The following is a 23,283-nucleotide window of genomic DNA, read 5'->3' on the forward strand; positions in this document are numbered from 1 at the left end:
GCGTGCCGGCCGTCGGTGGCGTTACTTGGGCCCCATGATCTTTGCCAGTTTGTCCGGCGAAGGCGCACCTTGTTGCTGTTGCAGGTTGCCCTGTTCGTCGAGGTAGAAAATCGCCGGGGTGGCGGCCACATCGAGCTCGGTCATCAACTGCATGTTGGCGTCCAGTTTGGCCTGGACGTCAGCCGGGATCTTGCCCAATGCCTTGAGCGAACTGCCCTTGCCGGCCTTTTCATGATCGTGCAGGGCTTGCTGCGGGTTTTTGGCAGCCAGCAGTGCCGCGGACTTGGCCGCGCTGTCTTCGCGGATGATACCCACCATGATGTGCCGCAGCTGGACTTTGCCGGAATCTACCCAAGGCCGCGCCTGTTCCCAGAACATATTGCAGTACGGGCAGTTCGGGTCGCTGAACAGGTAGATGACGCGCGGCGCATCTTTTTTGCCGTCGGCGATCCAGTGGCTTTTTTCCATACTGGCCCAGACTTGTTTGGCCATCGGTTCGTACACCAGCTTTTGCAGCGGCGCGAGGCTCAGGTCTTTGCCGTCAGCGTCATACAGGTTGCCCACCAGTACGTTTTTGCCGTCCGGGGTCAGGTACAGGGCCATGCCACGGTTTTGAAACTGCGCTGCGTAACCCCGCATGCCGCTGGGTGCATCGAAACTGCCGATGATTTTTGCGCCTTTGGCCTCGATCTTCTTGATCGCGGCGGGCAATTCTTCTGCTGCCTGGAGTGCAGGCGATTGCAACAGGGCTGCGCCGAGCAGGGTGGTCATGCCCAGATTCAGCAGCTTACGGTTGAAGTTCATTGCGGATTCCTTACGGGGACGGCCTGATGGGCCGGCATGGATTGTGTTTGATCGAAGCTTTCCAGCGCCCGGGCCAGGCTGGCTTCTGACAACTCGCCCAAATGACTGTTCAATAAACGGCCTTCAGCGCTATAGAACAGCGTAGTCGGCAGGGCCATCGAACCGACTTTTTGTCCCAGTTGGCCGCCGCTGTCGAACAGCACGTTGGTCAGGTTCAGGCCCTGGGTTTCAAGAAAGGTGCTGACGCTTTGCATGCTTTCGCCCTGATTGACAAACAGGAACGTCACGTCCTGATGCTGGAGCTGTGCGTTTTGCATCACCGGCATCTCGCGCCGGCAGGGTGGGCACCAGGTGGCCCACAGGTTGATCACCAGCGGACCGCCCTGATAACTGCTCAATTGCACTGACTCGCCGCGAGCGTTGCGCAAGTCGAGTTCCGGCAGGCGGGTGCCTTGCTCATAGAGGTTCGACGAGAAGGTCGCCAGTAGCCAGAACGCCAGGCCACTGCCCAGCCCCCAACCCAGCGGGCGGCGCAGCCCCGGCCGACGCCAGGCCCAGAACAGCCCGCCACCGATCACCACCAGCAGCCCCGGCCACAGCATAAAGCCGCCGTCACGCAGGTCGAACATCTTCAACGGGTCTTTTTGAATCACGTGCCAGTAGGTCACGACAAAGCAGACCCGGGCGGCGAGCAAACCCAGCAAAAACAGGATGAACAGCACCGACTCCGGGTTTTCGCCCCCGCGTTTGGCCACACGCCAACCCACCAGTGTCGCCAGGGCAAGCGCCAGGATCAGCAGCAGATGATTGATGGCCAAGGCAAACGAACCGATGGTCAGGGTGAGCATTTAGAGGAGTTCCCGGGTGGCGTTCCAGTTATTCAAGAAGGTCTCGGCGTCGACTTCGCCGGTGATGCGCTGGGCGCGGCGCTCGACACCGTTCGGGCCGATCCAGATGAAGCTGGGCGGGCCGGGCACCTGATAGCGGCTGAGCAGCTCGCGGCTGGCGTCAGAATCGGCGGTGACGTCGAGGCGCAGCAAGCGCACCCCTTGCAAGGCTTCCATCACGTGCGGCTTGGCAAACACCTTTTTTTCCATGACTTTGCACGATACACACCAGTCGGCGTAGTAGTCGAGCAGCACCCATTGGCCCTGGGCCTTGGCGCTTTCGAGTTCGCGCTCAAGGCTGGCCGGATCCTTCAGGGTGATAAAGGCATCATGGGCATTGCCGGGCTTGCCCACGGTGCTGCCCGCCACGGTATTGGCGGTGTACACCTGCAGCGGCTGCCACAGGTCGCTGCCACCGCCGGCGGCACCCAGCAGCACCAGGCTGCCCCAGAAACCCGCCAACAGGCTGAGCGGTGTAAACAAGGGCCTGGCCCGTTGGAATTGCTGCGCCTGCAACCACAGGCTGGTGGCGAACAACAGCAGCAGCACGCCCCACAGTCCGACCCACAGCGTTTCGTCCAGTACCGGACGCACCAGCACCAGTGCCGTGCCGAGGAACAGAAAGCCGAACAGGCCTTTCATCAGGTCCATCCAGGCCCCGGGTTTAGGCAGGAAGCGACTGCCTACCGTGACCAGCAGCAACAGCGGCACGCCAATCCCCAGGCCCATGACAAACAGCACCAGACCGCCTTGCAGCGCATTGCCGCTTTGCGCGATAAAGAGCAATGCACCGGCCAGCGGTGCTGTCATGCACGGGCCCACCAACAGGCCGGACAAGGCGCCGAGAATACCCGCGCCCAACAGGCTGCCGCCTTTGCGCCCGCGCCCGGCCGATTCGAGACGGTCACGCAGGGCGGACGGGAGTTGCAGTTCAAAAAAGCCGAACATCGGCAGCGCCAGCAACACAAACAGTGCGGCGAAACTGCCCAGGATCCACGGTTGTTGCAGCAGTGCCTGCAGGTTGGCGCCCAACAGCGCCGCCAGTACGCCCAGTCCGGCATACACCAGCGCCATGCTGATCACATAACTGCCGGCAACCGCAAAGCCGCGTCCGGCACTGGCGCCACTGCCCACCACCAGCCCGGCCAGAATCGGCAACATCGGTAGCGAGCACGGGGTGAACGCCAGCAACAGGCCCAGCCCGAAGAACAGCAACAGGCTCCAGCCCAGCGAGCTTTGCTGCAAGCTGGCGGCCAGCGACTGGTCTTGTGCCTGCCCTTGGCCGCTAGCGACGGGGGTGCCGCCCAGGTCGAGGGTCTGGCTCTGCGGTGGATAGCACAATCCGGCATCGGCGCAGCCTTGCCAGCTGACCTTGACCTGACCGCTGGCGCCTGCCGGTATCAGCAGTTCAACCTCATTGCGGTACACCTGGGTGGCACCAAAGAACTCGTCACTGTGCTCAAGGCCCGGCGGGAAGGCCGGGGTATGGGCCTGATCCAGGCCGTCGAACTTGAAACGCTTCTGGTACAGATAATACTCATCGGCGATTTTCCACTTCAGGCTGATTTCGCCTGAGGGCAACGGCTCGCTTGTGAACACAAAGGCTTTGGTGGCCGGGAGGAAGTCCGGCTGGGCAAAAGGGTCGCCCGAGGTCTGGGCCTGAGCCAGACCGGCAAAAAACATCAGGAAAAAGGTCAACAGCAAACGCATAAATAAAACCTTGAGCAGGTGCAAGATGGCGCCAGAGTGCGGTCCCGCGATTAACCGATCATTAACCGCAACCGCGACGAGTGGCCTAATATCAGAAGGTTCGCGGCATAATCCGTCCTTAATCCCGAACCTTTTAAATCGGCACATTTACGTACGCGGGTATCAGCATGCATGTACTGGTTTGTGAAGACGACGAACTGATTGCCAGCGGCATCAAGGCCGGGTTGACCGCCCAGGGGCTGACGGTCGAGCACGTGGCCAGTGCCCGGGCCGCACGGGCCATGCTCAAAGCGGCCGAGTTCGATGTGATGGTGCTCGACCTGGGGCTGCCCGACGAGGATGGCCTCAAGTTGCTGCAGCAATTGCGCCAGCAAGGGCTTGAACTGCCGGTGCTGATCCTCACCGCCCGCGATTCGGTGACGGACCGCGTCGATGGCCTGCAAGCCGGAGCCGACGATTATTTACTCAAACCCTTCGACCTGCGGGAGCTGGCGGCCCGTCTGCATACCCTGTTGCGCCGGGTGGCGGGGCGCAGCGTCAACCTGATCGAGCATGGCCGCCTGAGCTATGACCCGAGCAGCCGCGTGACCTTGCTCGGCGGCCAGCCGGTGGACTTGTCCCGCCGCGAGCAGGCGTTGCTGCAGGCCCTGTTGCACAACCGTGGCCGGGTGTTGTCCAGCGAACAACTCAAGGACAGCATCTACGGTTTTGGAGACGAGCTGGAGAGCAATGCCCTCAACGTGCATATCCATCACCTGCGGCGCAAGCTGGGCAATGGCATCGTCGAGACCGTGCGCGGCCTTGGCTACCGCCTGGGCCCGGCCGATGGCACAGAGCCTGGGGCATGATGAGTCTGCGCTTGCGGCTGAGCCTGACCATCGGCTCGGCCTTTGTCCTGATCTGGGCCCTGGCGGCGGCCTGGATGCTCAGCGACCTGCGTCAGCAGATGATGTTCTCTCTGGATCAGCGCCTGGTGGCCTCGGCGCGCATGGTCGGCGGGCTGCTGGAGCAACTGCCGCAAGTACCGGTCAAGGGCGAGGGCACTCATTTCAGCGCCGAGCAACTGACGATCCCGGGCGGGATGGCGTGCCAGGTCAGTTCCCTGCGCGGCGAGGTGCTGGCGCGCAGTCACAATAATCCCGACCAGCCGCTGCAATCCGGGTCCACAGGTTTTCGCGATCAGATGATCGACGGTGCGGCATGGCGTACTTTCACCCTGGACCGTGGCGATATCCGCATAACCACGGCTGACCGCCAGGTCGAGCGTGAAGCGCTGAACCTTTCGGTGTTACTGGCGGCCTCGGTGCCAGTGGGAATGGCCTTGATGGGTTGCCTGTTATTGCTGTGGCTGGGGATCGGCCAGGGCCTGGCGCCCCTGAACCGGATGCGCGATGCGTTGATGCGGCGTGATGCCGACTCGCTGCAGCCGCTGCAGATCACACCGCTGCCCAGCGAGCTGCAACCTTTGCTGGATTCGCAGAACCAACTGTTGGCGCGTATCGCCAAGGCCATTGAACGCGAACGGCGTTTGACCGGCGACGCCGCCCACGAATTGCGCAGCCCGCTGACCGCGATCAAAACGCACCTGCAAGTGGCCCGGATGACCGACGGCGAGGCCCGTGAGCAGTCGCTGGCCCACGCCGAAGAAGGGGCCGATCGCCTGCACCGCACCCTTGAGCAACTGCTGTTGCTGGCCCGGGTCGAAGGTAGCCTGTCGTTCGATGACGGGGTCAATTGCTCGGCTGAGCAGGTCGCGCGGCTGGCCATTCACGATGCGACCGGCGGCGACAATCGGCATATCGCCCTGCACCTGGCCTCCGACTTGCCGGCCACGGCGCTGCAGGTGCCGTCCGTGCTGGCGATTGCCGCCTTGCGCAATCTGCTGGACAACGCCTTGCGCCACACCCCGGATGGCACCCACGTGGGGCTGTCGGTGCAACGCGAAGGCGCGTACGTACGTTTCGTGGTCCGCGACCACGGCCCCGGCATCCCGCCTGAAACCCTGCAACACATGACCCAGCGCTTCTGGCGCAACAGCAACAGCAGTGGCTGCGGCCTGGGGCTGGCGATCGTGCAGGCGATCGTCGAGCGCTGTGCCTGCACACTGACATTCGACAACCAGCCCGACGGGTTGCGGGTTGAGTTGCGAATGCCCCTGGCCGTTAACGAGTAGCACAAGATGACGCCCGACCCGCGCCCGCAGCCGGTCGGGTGAGGGTACTGGCCGGGATTATGTGATTCCCCTCTAAATCCTCCTGGCGCTGATGCGTTTCCAAAGCAGGAAAGTTTTGGTCAATCTCATCAGCGTATTGAGGGTCCCAGAAATGTCAGTTGCTACGCGTCTTGCCGACGATCATCCGGTTCAGGCAGAAACCCTGTATGAATTCGAAGAGTCACCGCTGCTGGCCCGTCAAAGCCGTCAGGAATCCAATGCCCGCAGCTACCCGCGACGCATCCCGCTGGCGCTCAAGCGTGCCAGTGGCCTGTATGTCGAGGACGTCGAAGGGCGGAGTTTCATCGACTGCCTGGCCGGTGCCGGGACCCTGGCGCTCGGGCATAACCACCCGGTTGTGATCGAGGCTATCCAGCAGGTGCTGAGCGACGGCGTGCCGCTGCACACCCTCGACCTGACCACCCCGGTCAAGGACCAGTTCGTCCAGGACCTGTTCGGCCTGTTGCCTGATGCTTTGGCCCGGGAAGCGAAAATCCAGTTCTGCGGCCCCACCGGCACCGATGCAGTGGAAGCGGCGTTGAAACTGGTGCGCACCGCCACCGGGCGCAATACCGTGGTCTCGTTTCAGGGTGGTTATCACGGCATGAGTCAAGGGGCGTTGAGCCTGATGGGCAGCCTGGGACCGAAAAAGCCCCTGGCCGCTTTGCTCGGCAATGGTGTGCAGTTCATGCCGTACCCGTACGATTACCGCTGCCCGTTTGGCCTGGGCGGACGGCAGGGCGTGCAAGCCAACCTGCATTACCTTGAAAATCTGTTCACTGACCCGGAAGCCGGGGTGCAATTGCCGGCGGCGGTGATTGTTGAAGTGGTGCAGGGCGAGGGTGGCGTCATCCCGGCGGATCTTGACTGGTTACGCGGTGTGCGGCGCATTACCGAACAGGCGGGCGTGGCGCTGATCGTCGACGAAATCCAGAGCGGGTTTGCCCGGACCGGGCGGATGTTCGCCTTTGAGCATGCGGGGATCATTCCGGACGTGGTGGTGTTGTCCAAAGCCATCGGTGGCAGCCTGCCGCTGGCGGTGGTGGTGTATCGCGACTGGCTCGACACCTGGCTGCCCGGCGCCCATGCCGGCACATTCCGCGGCAACCAGATGGCGATGGCCGCCGGCAGTGCTGTGATGCGCTACCTCAAGGAACATGATGTCGCGGCACACGCCAACGCAATGGGCGAACGCCTGAGTGAACACCTGCGCATCCTGCAACGGGACTTCCCTCAGTTGGGAGACATTCGCGGTCGCGGGCTGATGCTCGGGGTTGAACTGGTCGACCCGAGCGGCAAGCCCGACACCTTGGGCCACCCACCGGCGTTTGGACGCCTGGCACCGCTGGTCCAGCGCGAATGCCTCAAGCGCGGGTTGATCCTTGAGCTGGGCGGGCGGCAGGGCAGCGTCGTGCGCTTCTTGCCGCCGCTGATCATCTCTGCCAGTGAAATCGACCAGGTGGCCGCCATCTTCGGCAATGCCCTGGCGGCGGCCATCACCCGGCTCTAATTCCTGTTGCCGACCAATCGTTTGTTTAATACCCCTGCTGCGCGTACTCGCGCAGCCAGCTTATTGCGACGGAGACCCACCCATGAGTTCAGTATTTGACCGCGACGACATCCTCTTTCAGGTGGTGGTCAACCACGAGGACCAGTACTCGATCTGGCCCGATTACAAAGCGATCCCCAACGGCTGGCGCGCCGTGGGCAAAAGTGGCTTTAAGCCAGAGTGCCTGGCCTACATCGAAGAAGTCTGGACCGACATGCGCCCGCTGAGCCTGCGGCAAAAGATGGACGCCGTGGCTGTGCAGTGAGCCCAGCGCGGTTTAAAAAAGCCAACGTTGAGTTGGCTTTTTTGTGCGGATTAACCGCTATGAGGGCCCTTATCGCAACCCGTAGCAGCGGACGAGCGGAGCGAGGCCGCGTCCGGCGGCGCAGCCGTCGTAAAACCGGTGTATGACCCTCCGGATCAGGATCAAAAGCTGACGTCGCCTCGTTGCACTCGTCAACTGCTACGCAATCGTGAAGATCCTTACCACGCTCCGTAGCAGCGGACGAGCGGAGCGAGGCCGCGTCCGGCGGCGCAGCCGTCGTAAACCGGTGCAGGGCCCTCCGGATCAGGATCAAAAGCTGACGTCGCCTCGTTGCACTCGTCAACTGCTACGCAATCGTGAAGATCCTTACCACGCTCCGTAGCAGCGGACGAGCGGAGCGAGGCCGCGTCCGGCGGCGCAGCCGTCGTAAAGCCGGTGTATGGCCTTCCGGATCAGGATCAAAAGCGACGTCGCCTCGTTGCACTCGTCAACTGCTACGCAATCGTGAAGATCCTTACCACGCTCCGTAGCAGCGGACGAGCGGAGCGAGGCCGCGTCCGGCGGCGCAGCCGTCGTAAACCGGTGCAGGGCCCTCCGGATCAGGATCAAAAGCTGACGTCGCCTCGTTGCACTCGTCAACTGCTACGCAATCGTGAAGATCCTTACCACGCTCCGTAGCAGCGGACGAGTGGAGCGAGGCCGCGTCCGGCGGCGCAGCCGTCGTAAAACCGGTGCATGACCCTCCGGATCAGGATCAAAAGCTGAAGTCGCCTCGTTGCACTCGTCAACTGCTACAGGGTTTACGGTGCTTCTGTAGCCGCTGCCGAAGGCTGCGTCCGGCGGCGTAGCCGTCGTAAAGGCGGTGTATGGGCTTCCGGATCAGAAGGCGATGTCACCTCGTTCTACCGGTCAGTTTTTTGCCAATCCCTGCACGATGGCGTCAATCGTGTTCTGCAGGTCGGCCACAGGGTCGGTACTCTCGGCACTGACTTGCACAAACTCGCTGCCGCCTGCAGTCACTGCCGCTTTTAGCGCTTGCGAGGGTGCGCGATGATCCAGTACCAGGGCCACATCGTTGTCTTTAAGGGTTTGGGTCAAGGCGTTGAGTGCGTCCGGGGCCCACGGTTGATCAGCCTTGTGCTCGACCTCGACCGGTTCCAGGTTCAAGCCGCCGATCAGGTAATCCAGGCGATCTGACAAGCTGACGACACTCAGGTTGTCAGCCTTGGCCAGTCTGGCTTCGCTGTCGGCGCTGAGTTTGAGCAGGCGCTGCTTCAGGCTGGCCAGGTTGGTTTCAATCTGCGGTTTGGCTGTCGGGGCCAGGCGCACCAGGTCGGCGGCGATCACGTCGGCCATGCGCCCCATGTTGTTGCTGGTCAGCCACGGCTGGCTGTTCAGGCTGTCGGCGGGTGTGCCCGGTTGCAGGGCGATACCCGGCAGGCTGCCGTCCACCGGACGTGCGGCATCGACTTCAACGATGCGGATGTTGCTGCGGCGCGCCATGGGGTAAAGCGGGTCGTCGCTCCACAGCGAGCGCAGGCCAATCACGGCGTCGGCGTTTTCCGCAAGGCTGTGCAGCGCGGCCGCACCACGACCGCTGAAGTAGGCACTTTGGCGGCTGCCGGGGAGGTTGGCTGCCGCTGCCCGTTGCAACTCCACATCGCTGTCCTTGAGCAGTAATTGCCCCAGCCCGTAGGTGATCGGCAGGCTGGCGAGGATGCGCACCGGCGCTGTGGAGGGGCTGGCGCTCGCCAGCAGCGGGGCGCCGAGCAGGCCGGTGAGGACCAGAGGCAGAATCAGTTTGCGCAGAGTGAACATTTATCCAATATTCCCTTTCAGGCTGGGCACCACGCCACGGGCGATGGCGGCGATGGCGAAGGCGATACCGGCCACCAGAATGATCGCGGCTCCGGACGGAATTGGCAGGTCAAACACGATCGGCAGCAGGATCCCGCACAAAGTGCTGACCGTTGCGATCAAGACCGATATCCAGAAAAAGCCTTTCAGTGACTGGCTGAGCAAGCGTGCGGCCGCTGCGGGGATCACCAGCAGGGCACCGACCAGGATCGCACCGATGACCTTGACCGCGGCCACGGTGATCAGCGTGACCAGAATCACGAACAGATAGTCCAGTGTCTTCACCGCAACACCACGCACGGCGGCCAGTTGCGGGTTGAAGCTGGCCAGCATGATGCGGTTGTACAGCGGCAGGCTGAGGCCCAGCACCAGTGCGCCGACGACCGCCAGCACCAGCAGGTCGTTACCGTTGACGGTCAGGACCGAGCCAAACAGCACGTTCTCGAGGATGTGCACATTGATCTTGCCGGCCAGAATCAGCAGCAGGCTGGCGCCCAGGGCCAGCGACACCGAGAGGAACACCCCGATCAAGGTGTCCGGGGCGAGCCCGGTGCGGTTACGCAGGTAATTGAGCGAGATCCCGAACAACAGGCAATAGCCGAACAGGCTGCCATAGGGGCCGGTGTAGGGTTCACCGAGCAAAATGCCGATGGCGACACCGGTCAGGGCAGCATGCCCCACGGCTTCGGAGAAAAACGCAAAGCGCTTGACCACCACCAGTGTGCCCAATCCGCCCAGGACCGGGCCGATCAGCAGGCCGGCGAGCAGGGCGTTGACCACAAAACCGTAGGCCAGCACTTCGGGCAGATACCCCGCCGAAGCCCAGTCCTGGACGATCTGGCGCACAGCTTCATAACTCATGAACGATCGCTCCCGACAGCTTTGGGATGGGTTGAAAACAGGTTCAGTAAACGCTCCGGGCTGAGGGCCTCGTCGGGCGGACCCTCGAACAGCACCTGGCGATTGAGGCCGGTGACACGTTCGGCGAGCCGTTTGACGGCAGCCAGGTCGTGTTCGATCCAGACCACGGTGACTCCGGCCTGCCGCCAGTCATTCAGCAATCGCTCAAAGACCTGGGCGCCTGCTTCGTCCAGCGCTGACATGGGCTCGTCCAGCACCAGCAGTTGCGGGGCCGGGATCAGGCCCTGGGCCAGCAACACGCGCTGGCGCTCCCCGCCGGACAGGGCGCCCATGCGCCGCTTGCGTTTGTCCTGCATGCCGACCCGTTCAAGCGCCTCGCCGATGGCCGGCGCCACCTTGCGCGACAAGCCCAGGAAGGCCGGTCGTCGCTGGCACATGGCAGCCATGAAGTCGTCTACGGTCATCGGTAGCCCGCGGTCGAACTCCAGCGCTTGTGGCACATAGCCGATCAGCCCGGGTTCGCCGGGCCAGTCCAGGCACAGGCGGCCCTGATGCGGCATTTGCCCGAGCAGGGTCTTGATCAGTGAGCTTTTACCGCCACCGTTGGGGCCGACCAGTGCATGCACGCTGCCAGGCCGAATGTTGAAGCTGATACGGTCGAGAATGGCGGTGCGCCCCAAGGTCAGCGACACCCGGTCAAACTCGATGCCCGGCCCGGCGCTCAGGGCCAGCGGTTCAGCGATGGTCATGCGCCACCTTCCTGAATCGCCTTGACCACCGTGTTGAGGTTGCCGGTCATTTCGTTTTCGTATTTCTCGGCGCTGTATTCGCCATAGGAAATATGCGACAGCGGGTACAGCCTGACCCCGGACTCGCGCTGAATGGTGTCGACATAGGACGACGGAAAATCCATCTCGGAGAAGATCACTTTTACATCCAGCGCACGCAGTTGATCGATGGTCTTTTTCAGCTGGCTCGGGCTCGGCTCGATACCGTGAGCCGGTTCGACCACGGCGGTGACTTCAAGACCAAATTCGCGCAACAGATAGTCATATGCCGCATGTACCGTGGCGACACGCAGGTCGGCGTCAGGTGCCTCGGTCAGTTTAGCCAGGGCCGCCGCGCGCATCTGCCGCAGGCGTTTGCCATAGGCGCGGGCATTGGCGGTATAGGCTTTGGCATTGGCCGGGTCGAGCTTGCCCAGTTCGCGGGCGATATTGTTGACCTGGGCAATCGAGGCGCTGATCGAGAGGAACGTGTGCGGGTTGACCACCTTGCCTGCGCCGCGTGCGGCATTGCCGGTGGCGGCCAGCAGTGGCACGTTCTGATTGGCTTCGATCAGCGGGATGTCCGGACGCTCGCTGGCTTCGATCATGCGGTCGGCGAAGTCATCATGGCCGACGCCGTTAAGCACGATCACATCCAGGCTGCCGATGCGCTTGATGTCCTCGGCACGGGGCTCATAGGCATGGGGGTTGAAACCCGCCGGAATCAGCGGTACCACCTCGGCCTTGTCGCCGACGATGTTGCTGACGTAGCTGTAATAGGGGTGCAGGGTGATACCGATACGCAGCGGTTTGGCCAGGGGCGCGGGGGCAGCGGTTTCGGCATAGGCCAGTGGCGCCAGGCACAGCGCGAACAGGCCGGCCAGCAACAGCGAGCGGCGGCGCAAAACAGATGAAATGGACATGGCGAGCAGTCTTCTCTCAGGTCAAACGGTGGGTTCAGTGCCGATGCTGGCGAGTCACCCCGGCATCGAATTGCGCGATCACTTGCTGCCAGCCACTCAGCTTCAGGGCGGCGTCACTGAAGTCGACAGGGGCGCTGACGTGGCTGTTGCGGTTGAGCCAGACGTCCGGCTGAGCGCCGATACGCAGCAAAAACGACCCCGCCACCTCAGGTTTGGGGCCCATGCCCAGGTACGCCGTTTCGCCCAGCAATTGCCAGGCATGCTCGCCACGGCTGACGGAACTGGCGTCGCTGGCAAAGGGTGCGAAGCCTTCGTCGGCCAGTTGCGCCGCAGAGGGCAGTGCGCTCGACGCCTCGCGCAGCCACTGGATTTCGTCCAGGGTGACCCGCAGGTCGGCGTAGATCCCTTGTTCGGCAGCATTCAGGTCGCGGCGTGCATCCAGTTGGTGGGCGGCCACCGACGTCACCACCTGCGATTCATGGCGCCAGGCAACCACTGAACCGGCCACCGCCATGATCAGCAGGCATAACAGCAGCACATACAGGGTTTCGTGCCCGGCACCGGCCGGGCGTACAACGTGAGTACTCATGGGGCCTCGATGTCGGCTTGGTCGATTTCGACGATGTGCCCAGGGCCCGCATCAAACAAAACGTAAAACTCGGAATCCGGGCGCTTGAACGTGAGGGTGGAATCTGGCCCCAGTTTGCCAGGCACCAGAATGGTTTCGTCGTAGCCGATCACATCCAGGGTTACGCCGGGAGCGCCGCTGCCATCGGAAAACCCGCCGGTGCAGCGGATCTGCTCGCCTTCGATTTGCGTGCACTCGCACATCGGGTTATGGGCCAGGGCCGGGCCGCTGAGGCCCAGCAATGCGAGGCCCCCGGCGGCCAGCAGCAGGCGGGCGGGGTGTTTGAACAGGCGCGAAATCATGGTTTGGCTCCTCGTTGGGCGAGCCAGGCAATCGTTGCGGGTGAGGCCTGGCTCAGGGGAATGGAGGCCTGATGCATGGAACCGTCCCAGCCTTCCAGGGTGATCCACAGCTCAGCGTCGGCTTTGGTCTTCTGCGGTATAGGCAAGGTGGCTCCCATGCGGTACGGCGTGCCGAAAAAGATCACCCCGGCAGCCCGCAGGCTGCGGGGTTTGCCGATACGCAAGTAACCGGCCTTGACCTGATCGATGCAGGTATCGCACAGCGCTGCGTTAAAGCTTTTCATAAACCCGGCCGGACCGTCCGGGCGCGGCGCTTCGTTGCGCATCTCGGCCAGTTGCAGGCTCCAGGGACCGACCTGCACCGTGCCGATTTCGCGCTCACCCAGACCGCTGTCGCCGCGAAACAGCGAAGCATCGGCAAAGTACTTGGGCATAAAGCCCAGCGGCACCAGCAACAGCAGGATATTCAGGTGGAAGCGCCATTTGTGCCAAAACCGGCCCAGGGCAGACGCGGGCTGTGCCGTCACGGACTTGCTCATACATTGGCCTCCGAAGCCTGTTCGTGACGGGCGCTGGCGACCCGGGTTCCAGCTGCCGTGCGGGTCGGGGCATGACTGCGTTTGAGCGCATGGGCGGTGGCCAGCGCGGTGCGCTTGGTCCAGATCAGCAGGCCGCTGAGGACCATCATGCTCAGGACCAGCCCGAAAAAGAACCAGATCAGCTTGACCCACAACCCGCCGAAATCACCGGTGTGCAGTGGACGCATGGATTCGGTGACCAACTCCAGGCCGGAGCGGTCGGCAATCATCCGTGAGCCTTCAATCGCGCCGTTGTACGGGTTGATGTCGGCGGTCTGGAACAGCAGCGGGTACCAGCCCGGGCCACCGACTTCGATATGGCCGTAGGCATTGCTGGGCAGGCTGACGAAACTGGCGTCCAGGCCGGGAATATTCTCGGCGGCAATGTTTACCGCCTGATCCAGGCTGATCTTCGGCGCGGGGCTGCCGTCCGGGGTAATAGGCACATCCTGACGCGCCACCACCGGTGGATTGCCGGCGGTCGAAATCGAAATCTGGTTATCGAACATAAAGGCCTGAATCAAAAACCACAGGCCGGTGATGGAAATCACCGCGATAAACCAGATCGACCAAATGCCGCACAGGCGATGAAAATCACCCCAGAAAATGCGTGCACCGTGGTTAAAACGCAGATTGGGTTTGAAGAAGCCTTTCCAGAATTTTTTGTACACCACCAGCCCGGTAATCAATGACCCCAGCAGCGGCAGGCCGAGGAACGACACCAGGTACCAGCCCCAGCTGTAACCGTTGGTGAACGGCACCAGCCACCAACCATGCAGGGCGCGAGTAAATGCTTTGAAATCAAAGCTCGGGCTCTCACCCTGAATCGCCCCGGTGTACGGGTTGATATACAGCGACGGCGAACGTCCGTCCGGATACACCACATCGGCCACCAAGGCAAAATGCGACTCATCCGGGCGACTGATCGACTGCACCGCCAGGGCAGGTTCGGCCTGATGAATCGCGCGCAACACCTGCTCATAGGACAGCAGCGGCGCATCATCCGACGGTTGACTGGCACGGGCTTCAGGGGTGGCCAGCCACACAATCTCCTGGCTGACCACCGCCAGCGTACCGGTGACACAGACAATCAGGACAAAGAACCAGATCGGCAACGTGAGCCAGCTGTGGACCAGAAACCAGAGTTTTGAACGGGACTTTTTGGACATGGGAAACGGCAAACTCGCGGTTGAGCGGGTGTGTAATCGCATTGAGAAGCGATTGCTTATCCATGTAGGACGAATGAGCCGTCCGGAAACTGAAGCTGGAGTTGTAAGTGGATGTTTCTATGTGCGCGGGCAGTGGGCGAAAAACGCTTTTTTCACCGCCCTGAAACCCCGGAATCGGGCACGGTATGGAGTCATGGCGTAATCGATTCACCCCCTTGCTCGGGCTTCCAGTCCGGTCTCTCTGCGTCATAGCCCTGGGTCGGGTGAGGTGGAAGGGGATGGTCTTTCATTAGGGTGGGGAAGCGTATGTCTGAGTTATCTTCAAGCTGTATATATAACTTTTGATAGTGTTTTTTCTGCTCTTCGTCAGGGGTGTACCACATCGCTTGGTGGGGAAGGGTTTTTGCATCAAAGACACTTTCCATGAACATTGCCGAGCCTAGATGCCCTTGCGAAAGTGCAACTTGGTAATGCTGCAGCGCGATTGGATAGTTGCTCTTTAGTATTTCGTAATAAAGGGCCAATTCATAATTTGCTAAACCATAGCCCTGTTCGGCGGCACAGCGTGTGTACTGCAACCCGAGATCCTCTTTTTTTCCGTAGTAGATATATAACTTGCCCAGTTCGGTCAGGGCTGCTGGATTTCCCATGCGCGCCGCCTTGTCGAGGAACGTCAGGCCATCCGTTGCCGGGTTTTTGACCCCGGCCTTGTTATCGATCATGGCGGCCATGTTGTAGAAGCCCTGGGGAACGCCCAGATCGATCATGCGTTGATACAGGTCGAGAGACTTTTGCCTGTCCTGCTCGATGCTTCCCGGCCACCCCGTGCGGTACAGCGCCGCGAGGTTGTGCATGGCTTTCCAGTGATCGCGCTCGACGGCTTTGCCATAGAGCTCGACGATGCGCGCCCAGGGCCGTCGGGTGCCGGGTTTGGCCAGGGCCGCAGCCTCCCGGTACCAGCTGTCGGCGAGCGGGTCGAGCGCAGGCAGGTGATCTTTTTCGTGGACGCAGACAAAGGGCGCAGGTTTGGCCATGGCCGTTGTGCCCAGGGTTAAGAAAAGCATCAGGGCGCAACGCTGAATGATGTGTATCAACTCACCTTGTGTCGTGCATGGGCTAAGCCGTTGGGGGCGTTTGTTGTTCATGGCCTGGCGTGCTCGGGCTTCCAGTCCGGTCTTTCTGCGTCATAGCCCTGGGTCGGGTGAGGTGGAAGGGGATGGTCTTTCATCAGGGTGGGGAAGCGTATGTCAGGGTCATTTCTTAGTTGTGAATAATACTCCGCGTAAACCTCATATAAAGAATCATCTGGCGCGTACCACATCCTTGAATTAGGTTTTGAGCTGCTGGAGAATGCATACTTCATTACCAGTGCAGAACTCGAATGGCCTTGCGAAAGTGCAACTTGGTAATGCTGCAACGCGATTGGATAGTTACTCTTTAGTATTTCGTAATAAAGGGCCAATTCGTAGTTCGCCTGTCCGTAACCCTGTTCGGCGGCACAACGTGTGTACTGCAACCCGAGATCCTCTTTTTTTCCGTAGTAGATATATAACTTGCCCAGTTCGGTCAGGGCTGCTGGATTTCCCATGCGCGCCGCCTTGTCGAGGAACGTCAGGCCATCCGTTGCCGGGTTTTTGACCCCGGCCTTGTTACCGATCATGGCGGCCATGTTGTAGAAGCCCTGGGGAACGCCCAGATCGATCATGCGTTGATACAGATCGAGAGACTTTTGCCTGTCCTGCTCGATGCTTCCCGGCCACCCCGTGCGGTACAGCGCCGCGAGGTTGTGCATGGCTTTCCAGTGATTGCGCTCGACGGCTTTGCCATAGAGCTCGACGATGCGCGCCCAGGGCCGTCGGGTGCCGGGTTTGGCCAGGGCCGCAGCCTCCCGGTACCAGCTGTCGGCGAGCGGGTCGAGCGCAGGCAGGTGGTCTTTTTCGTGGACGCAGACAAAGGGTGCAGGTTCGGCCATGGCCGTTGTGCCCACGGTTAAGAAAAGCATCAGGGCGCAACGCTGAATGATGTGCATCAACTCTCCTTGTGCCGTGCATGGGCTAAGCCGTTGGGGGCGTTTGTTGTTCATGGCCTGGCGTGCTCGGGCTTCCAGTCCGGTCTTTCTGCGTCATAGCCCTGGGTCGGGTGAGGTGGAAGGGGATGGTCTTTCATTAGAGTGGGGAAGCGTATGTCAGAATCGTTTACAAGTTGAGTACGTAAGTCGGTATACAGTGCTGTGAGATTTTCATCTGGGGTGTACCACATGGCGGTATGTCGAGGGGTTTCCTTATCGAACACGCGCATCATTAGAAAAGCGGCGGGGCGATGTCCTTGTGAAAACGCGATTTGGTAATGCTGCAATGCAAGAGGAAAGTTGCCTTTGAGTATTTCGTAATAAAGGGCCAGTTCATGGTTTGCTAGCCCATAGCCCTGTTCGGCGGCACAACGTGTGTACTGCAACCCGAGATCCTCTTTTTTTCCGTAGTAGATATATAACTTGCCCAGTTCGGTCAGGGCTGCTGGATTTCCCATGCGCGCCGCCTTGTCGAGGAACGTCAGGCCATCTGTTGCCGGGTTTTTGACCCCGGCCTTGTTACCGATCATGGCGGCCATGTTGTAGAAGCCCTGGGGAACGCCCAGATCGATCATGCGTTGATACAGGTCGAGAGACTTTTGCCTGTCCTGCTCGATGCTTCCCGGCCACCCCGTGCGGTACAGCGCCGCGAGGTTGTGCATGGCTTTCCAGTGATCGCGCTCGACGGCTTTGCCATAGAGCTCGACGATGCGCGCCCAGGGCCGTCGGGTGCCAGGTTTGGCCAGGGCCGCAGCCTCCCGGTACCAGCTGTCGGCGAGCGGGTCGAGCGCAGGCAGGTGGTCTTTTTCGTGGACGCAGACAAAGGGCGCAGGTTCGGCCATGGCAGTGGTTCCCAGGGATAAGAAAAGCATCAGGGCAAAGCGGTTAATAAAGTGCATCAATCCACCGTAAAGTGAGGGCTGTAAGGCGTGGTCACGTCCCAGAACCGGGTCAGGTGTGAGGTCAAGGGGTGACCTGCAATCTGCGCGCGCCAGTTTCTATTCATTTGTTCATTCCAAAGTTCGTAATTGCCTTCTGAGGTCAACTTCACCTCTCCCGCATGCATCCCCCACAACTTCTCCTTTAATGATTTCGCCAGCACCGGGTTCGGCTGGGCGATCCCCAGTTCCGAGTCGCTGTGCAGGCTGCGGATGTTGATGTTGGCGGAGCTGAGAAGGGTGTACACGTCATCCACCAGCAGCAGTTTTGAGTGCACATAGATGTGCTTGTAGCGGGCTTTGAGCGTAGGGGCGCCGAGGCTGGCTTCGCAGGCGTCAGGCAAGGGTTTCGGTTGTGGGCTGCCAGGGGCAGGGTCGCTGGTGTTGAGGGTGGCGATGACGACTTTGAGGCCGGGGATGTCGCTCAGCTCATAGGGTTTTGCGTCGTCCTTGCTCATGTCTTCGGCCAGATGGGCAATGTGTTCGGGTTGCCGGTCACGCATGCGCGCTTCTACCTCGGGGGTAATGCCCTGTTCGCGCAGTGCCTGGATTTTCTCCTCGAGCCCCTCGATGATGTGCTGTTTGGCTAGGAGCTCCAGGGGCGAGTTCAGCCGGGTGTGGCTCTGCAATTGTTCGAGGCTGTCCTGATAGTCCCGCAGGCTTTGGGACAGGTCGCGCTGAACCTGCGGCATCAACTGTTCCTGGCCCAGGGACTGGAGCATGGCGTAGGTGGTCGCTGACGCCGTTCTGGAGTCGGGGGTGTTGGTGACCACGAACAGGTACAGATCATCGGGGACTTCCCGGGATGCACGGCGGCTGGCGGTCTCTTTCAAGCGCCGGGCAAAGTCGGGGTAGCGGAAGTACTGGTTTTCCATGTACACGTAATCGGTGGCGTTGCCGATGGCCTTGCGGTAAAGCTCCAGAATCGAGGTTTCGTCATCCTGCGGCTGGGTGCGGCAGACCTGGGCCACACTGTGGGCATTGACGGTGGCAACTTTCGGCGTGGGTAGCGCATGGCGCTCGACCTCCAGCGATGCCTCGGGAAACCAGCAGCAGCACCAGGGCTTTTCCAGGTCCCAGGCCTGGGAGAAGTTCTGGCCAAGATCAGTGAGCACCGGCCCGCTGACTTTCATCGAGATGTCTTGCCAGGGACCAAAGCCCAGGTCGCGCCCGGCTTTTCGGTCGTCAAACAGGTGAGCGTCGGTGTCCCAGTAGTTGCGATGAAGGTTGTGCCCCATGACAAAGCCGATGGCCTGCGGCGTGCCGTAGTCCACCAGCACCATCTTCTGATGATGGCTGGCGAACTGGGTCAGCAGGATCATCTGCCCGATGCTCAAATCGCTAATGCCATCGGCGTTCAGCAAGTTGATAAGTATGTTGACGCGGCCGCGCACAAGGCGGCTTTGCCCTTCATTCATGATGAGGTGGGTGCCATAGGTGAAATCCCGGGTCCTGAACTCGACATTGCGCATGTCCTCGTTCTTGACCTGCTTGAACCAGTCCCGGGTGTATATCTGGCCCCAGGGGTCTTGCAGGGTGCCGCCCGAGCCGGAGAGCTTGTTATAGCCCTGGGCTTGCTCTGCCTGATCGGCCAGGCGATTGATCTCGGCATTTTCGGCTTCCAGCGCGCGCAAGCGTTTATTGGCGCTCGCCACGAAGACCGGGTCGTAACTGCGGGAGTTGATGGATTGGTAATGCCGGGCCTGAAGCAGGTCCTGATGCAGGAGACGGATGGCCTTGAGATTTTTGCTGCGACGCTGATCCAGCAGGAACACCTGATTTTCGGCGGCATCGCCGCTCAGCATGCCCGACCCCAGGGCAGTGCCGCCCGAACCCCCGAGTCCGGCCCCCGGCAGGGTGTTTTCGACAGCGGTGGCGAGCACATTGCGCCATACCAGTGCGCGCACCTTGATTCCTTGCCGGCCTTTGATGGCCAGCAGTTCCCCTACGCGCAAGCCGCCGGGCCGTTTGAGGCGCATGGCGGGGTCGAATCCCCAGGTGATGATGTCTACGCTGTGCCGGGCTTGATCGATGGCGTCATTCACGGCGCCAAAGGCCGCCTGACCATTGACCAGAGGCTCGATCACGACCCCGGCACGGGGCGGATAAAAGGAGGTGTTGGCAAACCAGTCAGGGGTCAGGTCGACCGAGACGGGGGCATCCGGATCAAAGGGGATGGACTGCGGACTGTAAAGATCGGTCATGGCGCGGGCTCCTCGCTTTCTGCGCCCGGCTCTGCGGACTGCGTACGGTAGGCCTCCGGCGTCGCCGCGGGTTTGTGTTGCGTAGCGCGGACGTCGTAGGTGCGATGGCCCTGTTGTGCCCGGCGCCGGTTGTCCGGGTCATCTGCCGAGGGGGGATCGGCGCGCAGGCTGAAGTGATGCCCGTTGGCCAGTTCGACGCTGTACACCTTGCAGGCGGGCACCGGGTCAAAGGCGATCAGGCCGTCGGCCCCGGTCAGGCCTTCTTTTATCGGCAAGCCGTCGGCCAGCAATCGGTAAGGCTCATTTTCGTACCCGGGCAGGCCGGGCAAAGGCCTGACCTTGATCTGCAGGCGCGGCGCCGGTGCGTCGACAGTCGACGGGCTGGCGGCCCCTTGGCCGGCAGGCGGGCTTAACGTTTGTGCCGATGCCGATGCCGATGTGGGTGCCGTACTGCGCAATCCATCCAGGCTGTCAGGGGGCAAAGGGCTGGCCGGCGTGCCCGGCAGCGGTACGCCGCCCGGCTGAATCGGTGAACTGCAGAAGATGCCGGCGGCACTGATGATCAGGTGCTGCCCGCCGGCGATCAGGGTGATGCTGGCACCTGCGCTCAGGACGACGCTGGCACCGGCCTTGAGGGTGACTTCCTGGCCAGCGCCGACGGTCAGGATTTGCCCGACGCGGGTGTGGCTGCTGAGGGCAACGCTGCGATGGTCATTGGCCTTGAGCTGTACCTTGCGGTCACCACTGCCCCGGCGCTGGTCTTCGCCCTTGAGTACGGACACGCTGTTGCCGGTGATGGTCTGCGTGCGCTGCCCTTCGACATGCAGGCGGCTGTCGTTCTTGATGTGCTGCTCCAGGTCGCGCTCGGCGCGCAGGTAGATCTGCTCCTGGCCTTTGCGGTCCTCGAGGTACAGCTCGTTGTAGCCGGTGGCGGCGCTGGTGCTGCGGCTACGCCATACACTGCGGGTCTTGTGCCGGGGCAGCGGGTAGGGCGGGGGGTTGAGACTATTGCTCAGGCAGCCCGAGATGACCGGCTGGTCGGGGTTGCCTTCGAGGAACACCACCAGCACCTCCATGCCCACCCGCGGCAGCGTGACGGCCCCGTAGCTATCGCCGGCCCAGTTGGAGGCTACGCGCAGCCAGCAGCTGCTGTTGTCGTCCTGTTGCCCGTTGCGGTCCCAGTGGAACTGCACCTTGACCCGGCCGTATTCGTCGCAATGCACCTCGTCCTGGTTCGGCCCGGTCACGCGGGCGGTTTGCGCGCCCGCTATCCGGGGCCTTGGAGCGTCGAGAGGGGGGCGGAAAAACACGTCCCAAGGGGTGGCGACAAAGGTGTTGCGATAGCCTTCGACAAAACCGTCGGCGGGGGCTGGCCCGGGGTCCACGGCATAGGCTTGCAACACCTGCGGCTGCCGCCCTTGGTGATGGATGGCGGTCAGCAGCCACAGCGCGTTCCAGTCGTTGCAGGGGTGTTCGCACAGCGTAAGGAAGTGCCCGCAGACCAGCGCCGGCTGATCGCTTTTGCCCTGGGCCTGATGGCGGTCTGCACGCAGTCGCTCAAGGGCCCGCCGGCTCAGTTGCTTGCCCCGCTGTTCGTGGTTGAAGTCGCCGGGGTAGCGATAGTCTTCGAGGTCGGGCTCGGGTGTCCGGTTGTCCGGCCCGTGGTCGGCCACCCGTTCGCGGCTGGCGGTCTCGAAGGTGTAGTCACGCAGGCTGGTACGGGTTGCCCGGGTGTGCAGGGCTACCTCGAAGTGGCTGGCCGTACGGGTTGACGGGACAAGCCCGCTGCCGGCGTGAAAAGGCAGCGGCTGATCGAGTTTGGTAAAGGTGTTCTGGCCGTCGCCAAACACCAGGCGATGGCCGTCGGGGCTGTGCTGGAAGTGGTAATGAATGCCTTCTTCCGCGCACAGGCGCTGGATGAAGTGCAGGTCGCTTTCCTGGTATTGCACGCAGTAATCACGGGCCAGATACGTCGTGTCGAGCTTGAACTCGTAGGCATCGGTGAAAATGCCGTGCTCTTCGAGCAACTGGGACACGATTTGTTCAACCGTCAAATGCTGGAAAATCCGTTGTTGGCTGCAGTGCTGCAGGTACGCCAGCTGCGGTACGAGGGTGAGGTTGTAGTACGTCAGACGCTTAAGGGTTTCACCTTGGGAAATCGCGTGGACATGCCCGTGAATCCCTGCGCCATCCGCCGCGAAACCCAGAAAAGCCGGCTGATGCAGCAGGCGCTCAAGGTCCAGGTCCGGGCGTTCGCTGACCAGCACCACGTCAAACGCATAAGGCCGGCTGATGCTCTCATGGCCGCTGAATGAAAGGACCTGAAGGTCGCTGCTGAGACCTTCGAGGGACAGGCTGAAGCGAGATTGCGAGGCTGGAGAGGGCATTCGCGTTTCCTTGCGCGGAGGGAATTCCGGCGGGGTGACCCTCCGGACTTTTCGATCGCGCAAGTGTGCAAGGCGGTATCAAAGCTGGCTGTAAGGTGGTTCTCTCTTGGCTAGGGCTTTAAGCGAGTATCGAGTAGGACTACGGACTCTGCGCTGTAGGCAGAGGACAACTGCTGCTGATGACTGAATCGTCACTCCAGCGAGCGCCCCAGTTTCCAATAGCCCATCAGCGTCAGTGCCTGGCGGTCCAGGCCGCGTTCATTGATCAGAAACCGCCGGATCGCCATGACGGCCGCTGACTCGCCGGCGACCCAGGCGTAAAAATCGCTGTGGCGGGCACTGGCTCTTTCCCAGGGGCGCTGATGGTCAAGGTCGAGTTCATCCAGCGGCCCGCTGTCGCTGGCCTGAGGGCGAAGCGGCGGCAGGCTTGCCAGTTCACGGGCCGCCAGCAGCATGCCGTCGCCGTGCCGGGTACCCAGGCTGGCACGGGGCAGCCAGTGGACCTTGGCGTTGAGGCCGCAAAGTAACGCCAGGCAGTCTGCTTCTTCGGGCACCTCAATAAACGCCTGTACCCGAGGCGCATCCGGGTGAGTGGCGAGCTGTTCGAGAATCCCGGCGAGCGCTGGCAGCGCCGTTTCGTCGCCGATCAGCAGCACGTTGCGCACCCCTGCGGGCGGCAGCCATTCATAACCGCCGGGATCGGTGTCGCATTCGGCATTCGGGGCCACGATTTGCAAGCGCTCACCTGGCGCCGCATGCAGCGCCCAGCGTGAAGCGGGCCCGGTTTCGCCGTGCAGTACAAAGTCGATGTCCAGCTCGCCGCATTCAGGGCGCAGGTTGCGCAGGGTGTAGGTGCGCATCGCGGGTGCGCAGTCAGGGCCCAATTGGCGCCTGGCGGCCTGCCAGTCGCCGTGCCTGGGCAGGTTGACAGCCACGCCATTGGCCCCGGGGAAAAACAGTTTGACCCGCTGGTCCGGGCCCAGGGTCTGCATCAGGGCCACGTCGCGGCCGCTGAACACCAGGCGCACCAGCGACGGGCTTAAGACCAGGCGTTGCTTGAGCTGGATATCGAACAGCCGGTACCCGGCCGGTTTACTCAGGCGTGTGCGCAGATTTTGCACCAGCGTGGTAACAGCGGACATAAAACGCACCTTCTAATAAGTAGGAGTCATTC

General features: G+C 61.8%; 21 protein-coding genes. 4 read left to right on the forward strand and 17 right to left on the reverse strand.

The features are described 5' to 3' along the window. Positions 1 to 21: 21 nt before the first annotated feature. The 3 genes from dsbG to dsbD are packed head-to-tail and all read right to left on the reverse strand — an operon-like array spanning position 22 to position 3,401. Positions 22 to 804 (reverse strand): thiol:disulfide interchange protein DsbG, encoded by a 783-nt coding sequence (dsbG, locus tag DQN55_RS08110; RefSeq protein ID WP_048382597.1) that lies wholly within the window; start codon positions 802 to 804, stop codon positions 22 to 24. Continuing rightward, positions 801 to 1,652 carry a TlpA disulfide reductase family protein gene (locus tag DQN55_RS08115; protein WP_048382598.1) on the reverse strand — a complete coding sequence of 284 codons (852 nt, stop codon included), beginning with the start codon at positions 1,650 to 1,652 and terminating at the stop codon, positions 801 to 803. The genes dsbG and DQN55_RS08115 overlap by 4 nt, the downstream gene beginning before the upstream one ends. Beyond that, complete coding sequence (gene dsbD, locus DQN55_RS08120; protein ID WP_048382599.1) at positions 1,653 to 3,401, reverse strand: protein-disulfide reductase DsbD; 1,749 nt, start codon at positions 3,399 to 3,401, stop codon at positions 1,653 to 1,655. Between the two features lie 167 nt (positions 3,402 to 3,568). Here dsbD and DQN55_RS08125 point away from each other — a divergent pair, with 167 nt between their 5' ends. The 4 genes from DQN55_RS08125 to DQN55_RS08140 all read left to right on the forward strand — a co-directional run bounded on the left by DQN55_RS08125 (position 3,569) and on the right by DQN55_RS08140 (position 7,427). After that, a complete protein-coding gene (locus tag DQN55_RS08125; protein WP_048382600.1) occupies positions 3,569 to 4,249 on the forward strand; it encodes a response regulator in 681 nt (226 codons plus the stop codon). Beyond that, positions 4,246 to 5,574 (forward strand): ATP-binding protein, encoded by a 1,329-nt coding sequence (locus DQN55_RS08130; protein ID WP_074702895.1) that lies wholly within the window; start codon positions 4,246 to 4,248, stop codon positions 5,572 to 5,574. Before DQN55_RS08125 ends, DQN55_RS08130 begins: the two co-directional genes overlap by 4 nt. A 151-nt stretch (positions 5,575 to 5,725) precedes the next feature. Further along, positions 5,726 to 7,123: an aspartate aminotransferase family protein gene (locus tag DQN55_RS08135; RefSeq protein ID WP_048382601.1), complete on the forward strand. Its 1,398-nt coding sequence runs from the start codon at positions 5,726 to 5,728 to the stop codon at positions 7,121 to 7,123. 82 nt (positions 7,124 to 7,205) lie between these two features. Next, positions 7,206 to 7,427, forward strand: coding sequence for an MbtH family protein (locus tag DQN55_RS08140; protein ID WP_048382602.1), 222 nt, complete (start codon positions 7,206 to 7,208; stop codon positions 7,425 to 7,427). A gap of 909 nt (positions 7,428 to 8,336) precedes the next feature. Here DQN55_RS08140 and DQN55_RS08150 read toward each other — a convergent pair. From DQN55_RS08150 to DQN55_RS08215, 14 genes are all read right to left on the reverse strand, one after another. Continuing rightward, positions 8,337 to 9,245 carry a metal ABC transporter solute-binding protein, Zn/Mn family gene (locus DQN55_RS08150; RefSeq protein WP_048383232.1) on the reverse strand — a complete coding sequence of 303 codons (909 nt, stop codon included), beginning with the start codon at positions 9,243 to 9,245 and terminating at the stop codon, positions 8,337 to 8,339. Beyond that, complete coding sequence (locus DQN55_RS08155; RefSeq protein WP_048383233.1) at positions 9,246 to 10,145, reverse strand: metal ABC transporter permease; 900 nt, start codon at positions 10,143 to 10,145, stop codon at positions 9,246 to 9,248. After that, positions 10,142 to 10,894 (reverse strand): metal ABC transporter ATP-binding protein, encoded by a 753-nt coding sequence (locus tag DQN55_RS08160; protein WP_048383234.1) that lies wholly within the window; start codon positions 10,892 to 10,894, stop codon positions 10,142 to 10,144. Before DQN55_RS08160 ends, DQN55_RS08155 begins: the two co-directional genes overlap by 4 nt. Beyond that, positions 10,891 to 11,835, reverse strand: a complete 945-nt coding sequence (locus tag DQN55_RS08165; RefSeq protein WP_048383235.1) for a metal ABC transporter substrate-binding protein — start codon at positions 11,833 to 11,835, stop codon at positions 10,891 to 10,893. The genes DQN55_RS08160 and DQN55_RS08165 overlap by 4 nt, the downstream gene beginning before the upstream one ends. Positions 11,836 to 11,869: 34 nt before the next feature. Then, on the reverse strand, positions 11,870 to 12,424 hold the full coding sequence (locus DQN55_RS08170; protein WP_048383236.1) for a DUF6162 family protein: 555 nt from the start codon (positions 12,422 to 12,424) through the stop codon (positions 11,870 to 11,872). Then, a complete protein-coding gene (locus DQN55_RS08175) occupies positions 12,421 to 12,765 on the reverse strand; it encodes a hypothetical protein (protein ID WP_048383237.1) in 345 nt (114 codons plus the stop codon). The genes DQN55_RS08170 and DQN55_RS08175 overlap by 4 nt, the downstream gene beginning before the upstream one ends. Then, entirely contained in the window at positions 12,762 to 13,304 is a 543-nt protein-coding gene (locus DQN55_RS08180) for a hypothetical protein (protein ID WP_048383238.1), read from the reverse strand. The genes DQN55_RS08175 and DQN55_RS08180 overlap by 4 nt, the downstream gene beginning before the upstream one ends. After that, positions 13,301 to 14,512: a PepSY-associated TM helix domain-containing protein gene (locus tag DQN55_RS08185; protein ID WP_048383239.1), complete on the reverse strand. Its 1,212-nt coding sequence runs from the start codon at positions 14,510 to 14,512 to the stop codon at positions 13,301 to 13,303. The genes DQN55_RS08180 and DQN55_RS08185 overlap by 4 nt, the downstream gene beginning before the upstream one ends. A 191-nt stretch (positions 14,513 to 14,703) precedes the next feature. Then, on the reverse strand, positions 14,704 to 15,546 hold the full coding sequence (locus tag DQN55_RS08190) for a tetratricopeptide repeat protein (RefSeq protein ID WP_048383425.1): 843 nt from the start codon (positions 15,544 to 15,546) through the stop codon (positions 14,704 to 14,706). A 107-nt stretch (positions 15,547 to 15,653) separates the two neighbouring features. Then, entirely contained in the window at positions 15,654 to 16,541 is an 888-nt protein-coding gene (locus tag DQN55_RS08195) for a tetratricopeptide repeat protein (RefSeq protein ID WP_408634584.1), read from the reverse strand. A gap of 50 nt (positions 16,542 to 16,591) precedes the next feature. After that, positions 16,592 to 17,422, reverse strand: coding sequence for a tetratricopeptide repeat protein (locus DQN55_RS08200; RefSeq protein ID WP_088500045.1), 831 nt, complete (start codon positions 17,420 to 17,422; stop codon positions 16,592 to 16,594). A 56-nt stretch (positions 17,423 to 17,478) separates the two neighbouring features. Continuing rightward, a complete protein-coding gene (locus DQN55_RS08205) occupies positions 17,479 to 19,722 on the reverse strand; it encodes a hypothetical protein (protein ID WP_048383241.1) in 2,244 nt (747 codons plus the stop codon). Next, the gene (gene tssI, locus DQN55_RS08210; RefSeq protein ID WP_048383242.1) at positions 19,719 to 22,109 is read right to left on the reverse strand and encodes a type VI secretion system Vgr family protein; all 2,391 of its coding nucleotides are present in this window, start codon (positions 22,107 to 22,109) and stop codon (positions 19,719 to 19,721) included. The genes DQN55_RS08205 and tssI overlap by 4 nt, the downstream gene beginning before the upstream one ends. 191 nt (positions 22,110 to 22,300) lie before the next feature. Continuing rightward, complete coding sequence (locus DQN55_RS08215; protein ID WP_048383243.1) at positions 22,301 to 23,251, reverse strand: siderophore-interacting protein; 951 nt, start codon at positions 23,249 to 23,251, stop codon at positions 22,301 to 22,303. Between the last annotated feature and the right edge of the window lie 32 nt (positions 23,252 to 23,283).

The organism is Pseudomonas taetrolens, assembly GCF_900475285.1.
In the GTDB taxonomy this organism is placed as follows: Bacteria; Pseudomonadota; Gammaproteobacteria; order Pseudomonadales; family Pseudomonadaceae; genus Aquipseudomonas; species Aquipseudomonas taetrolens.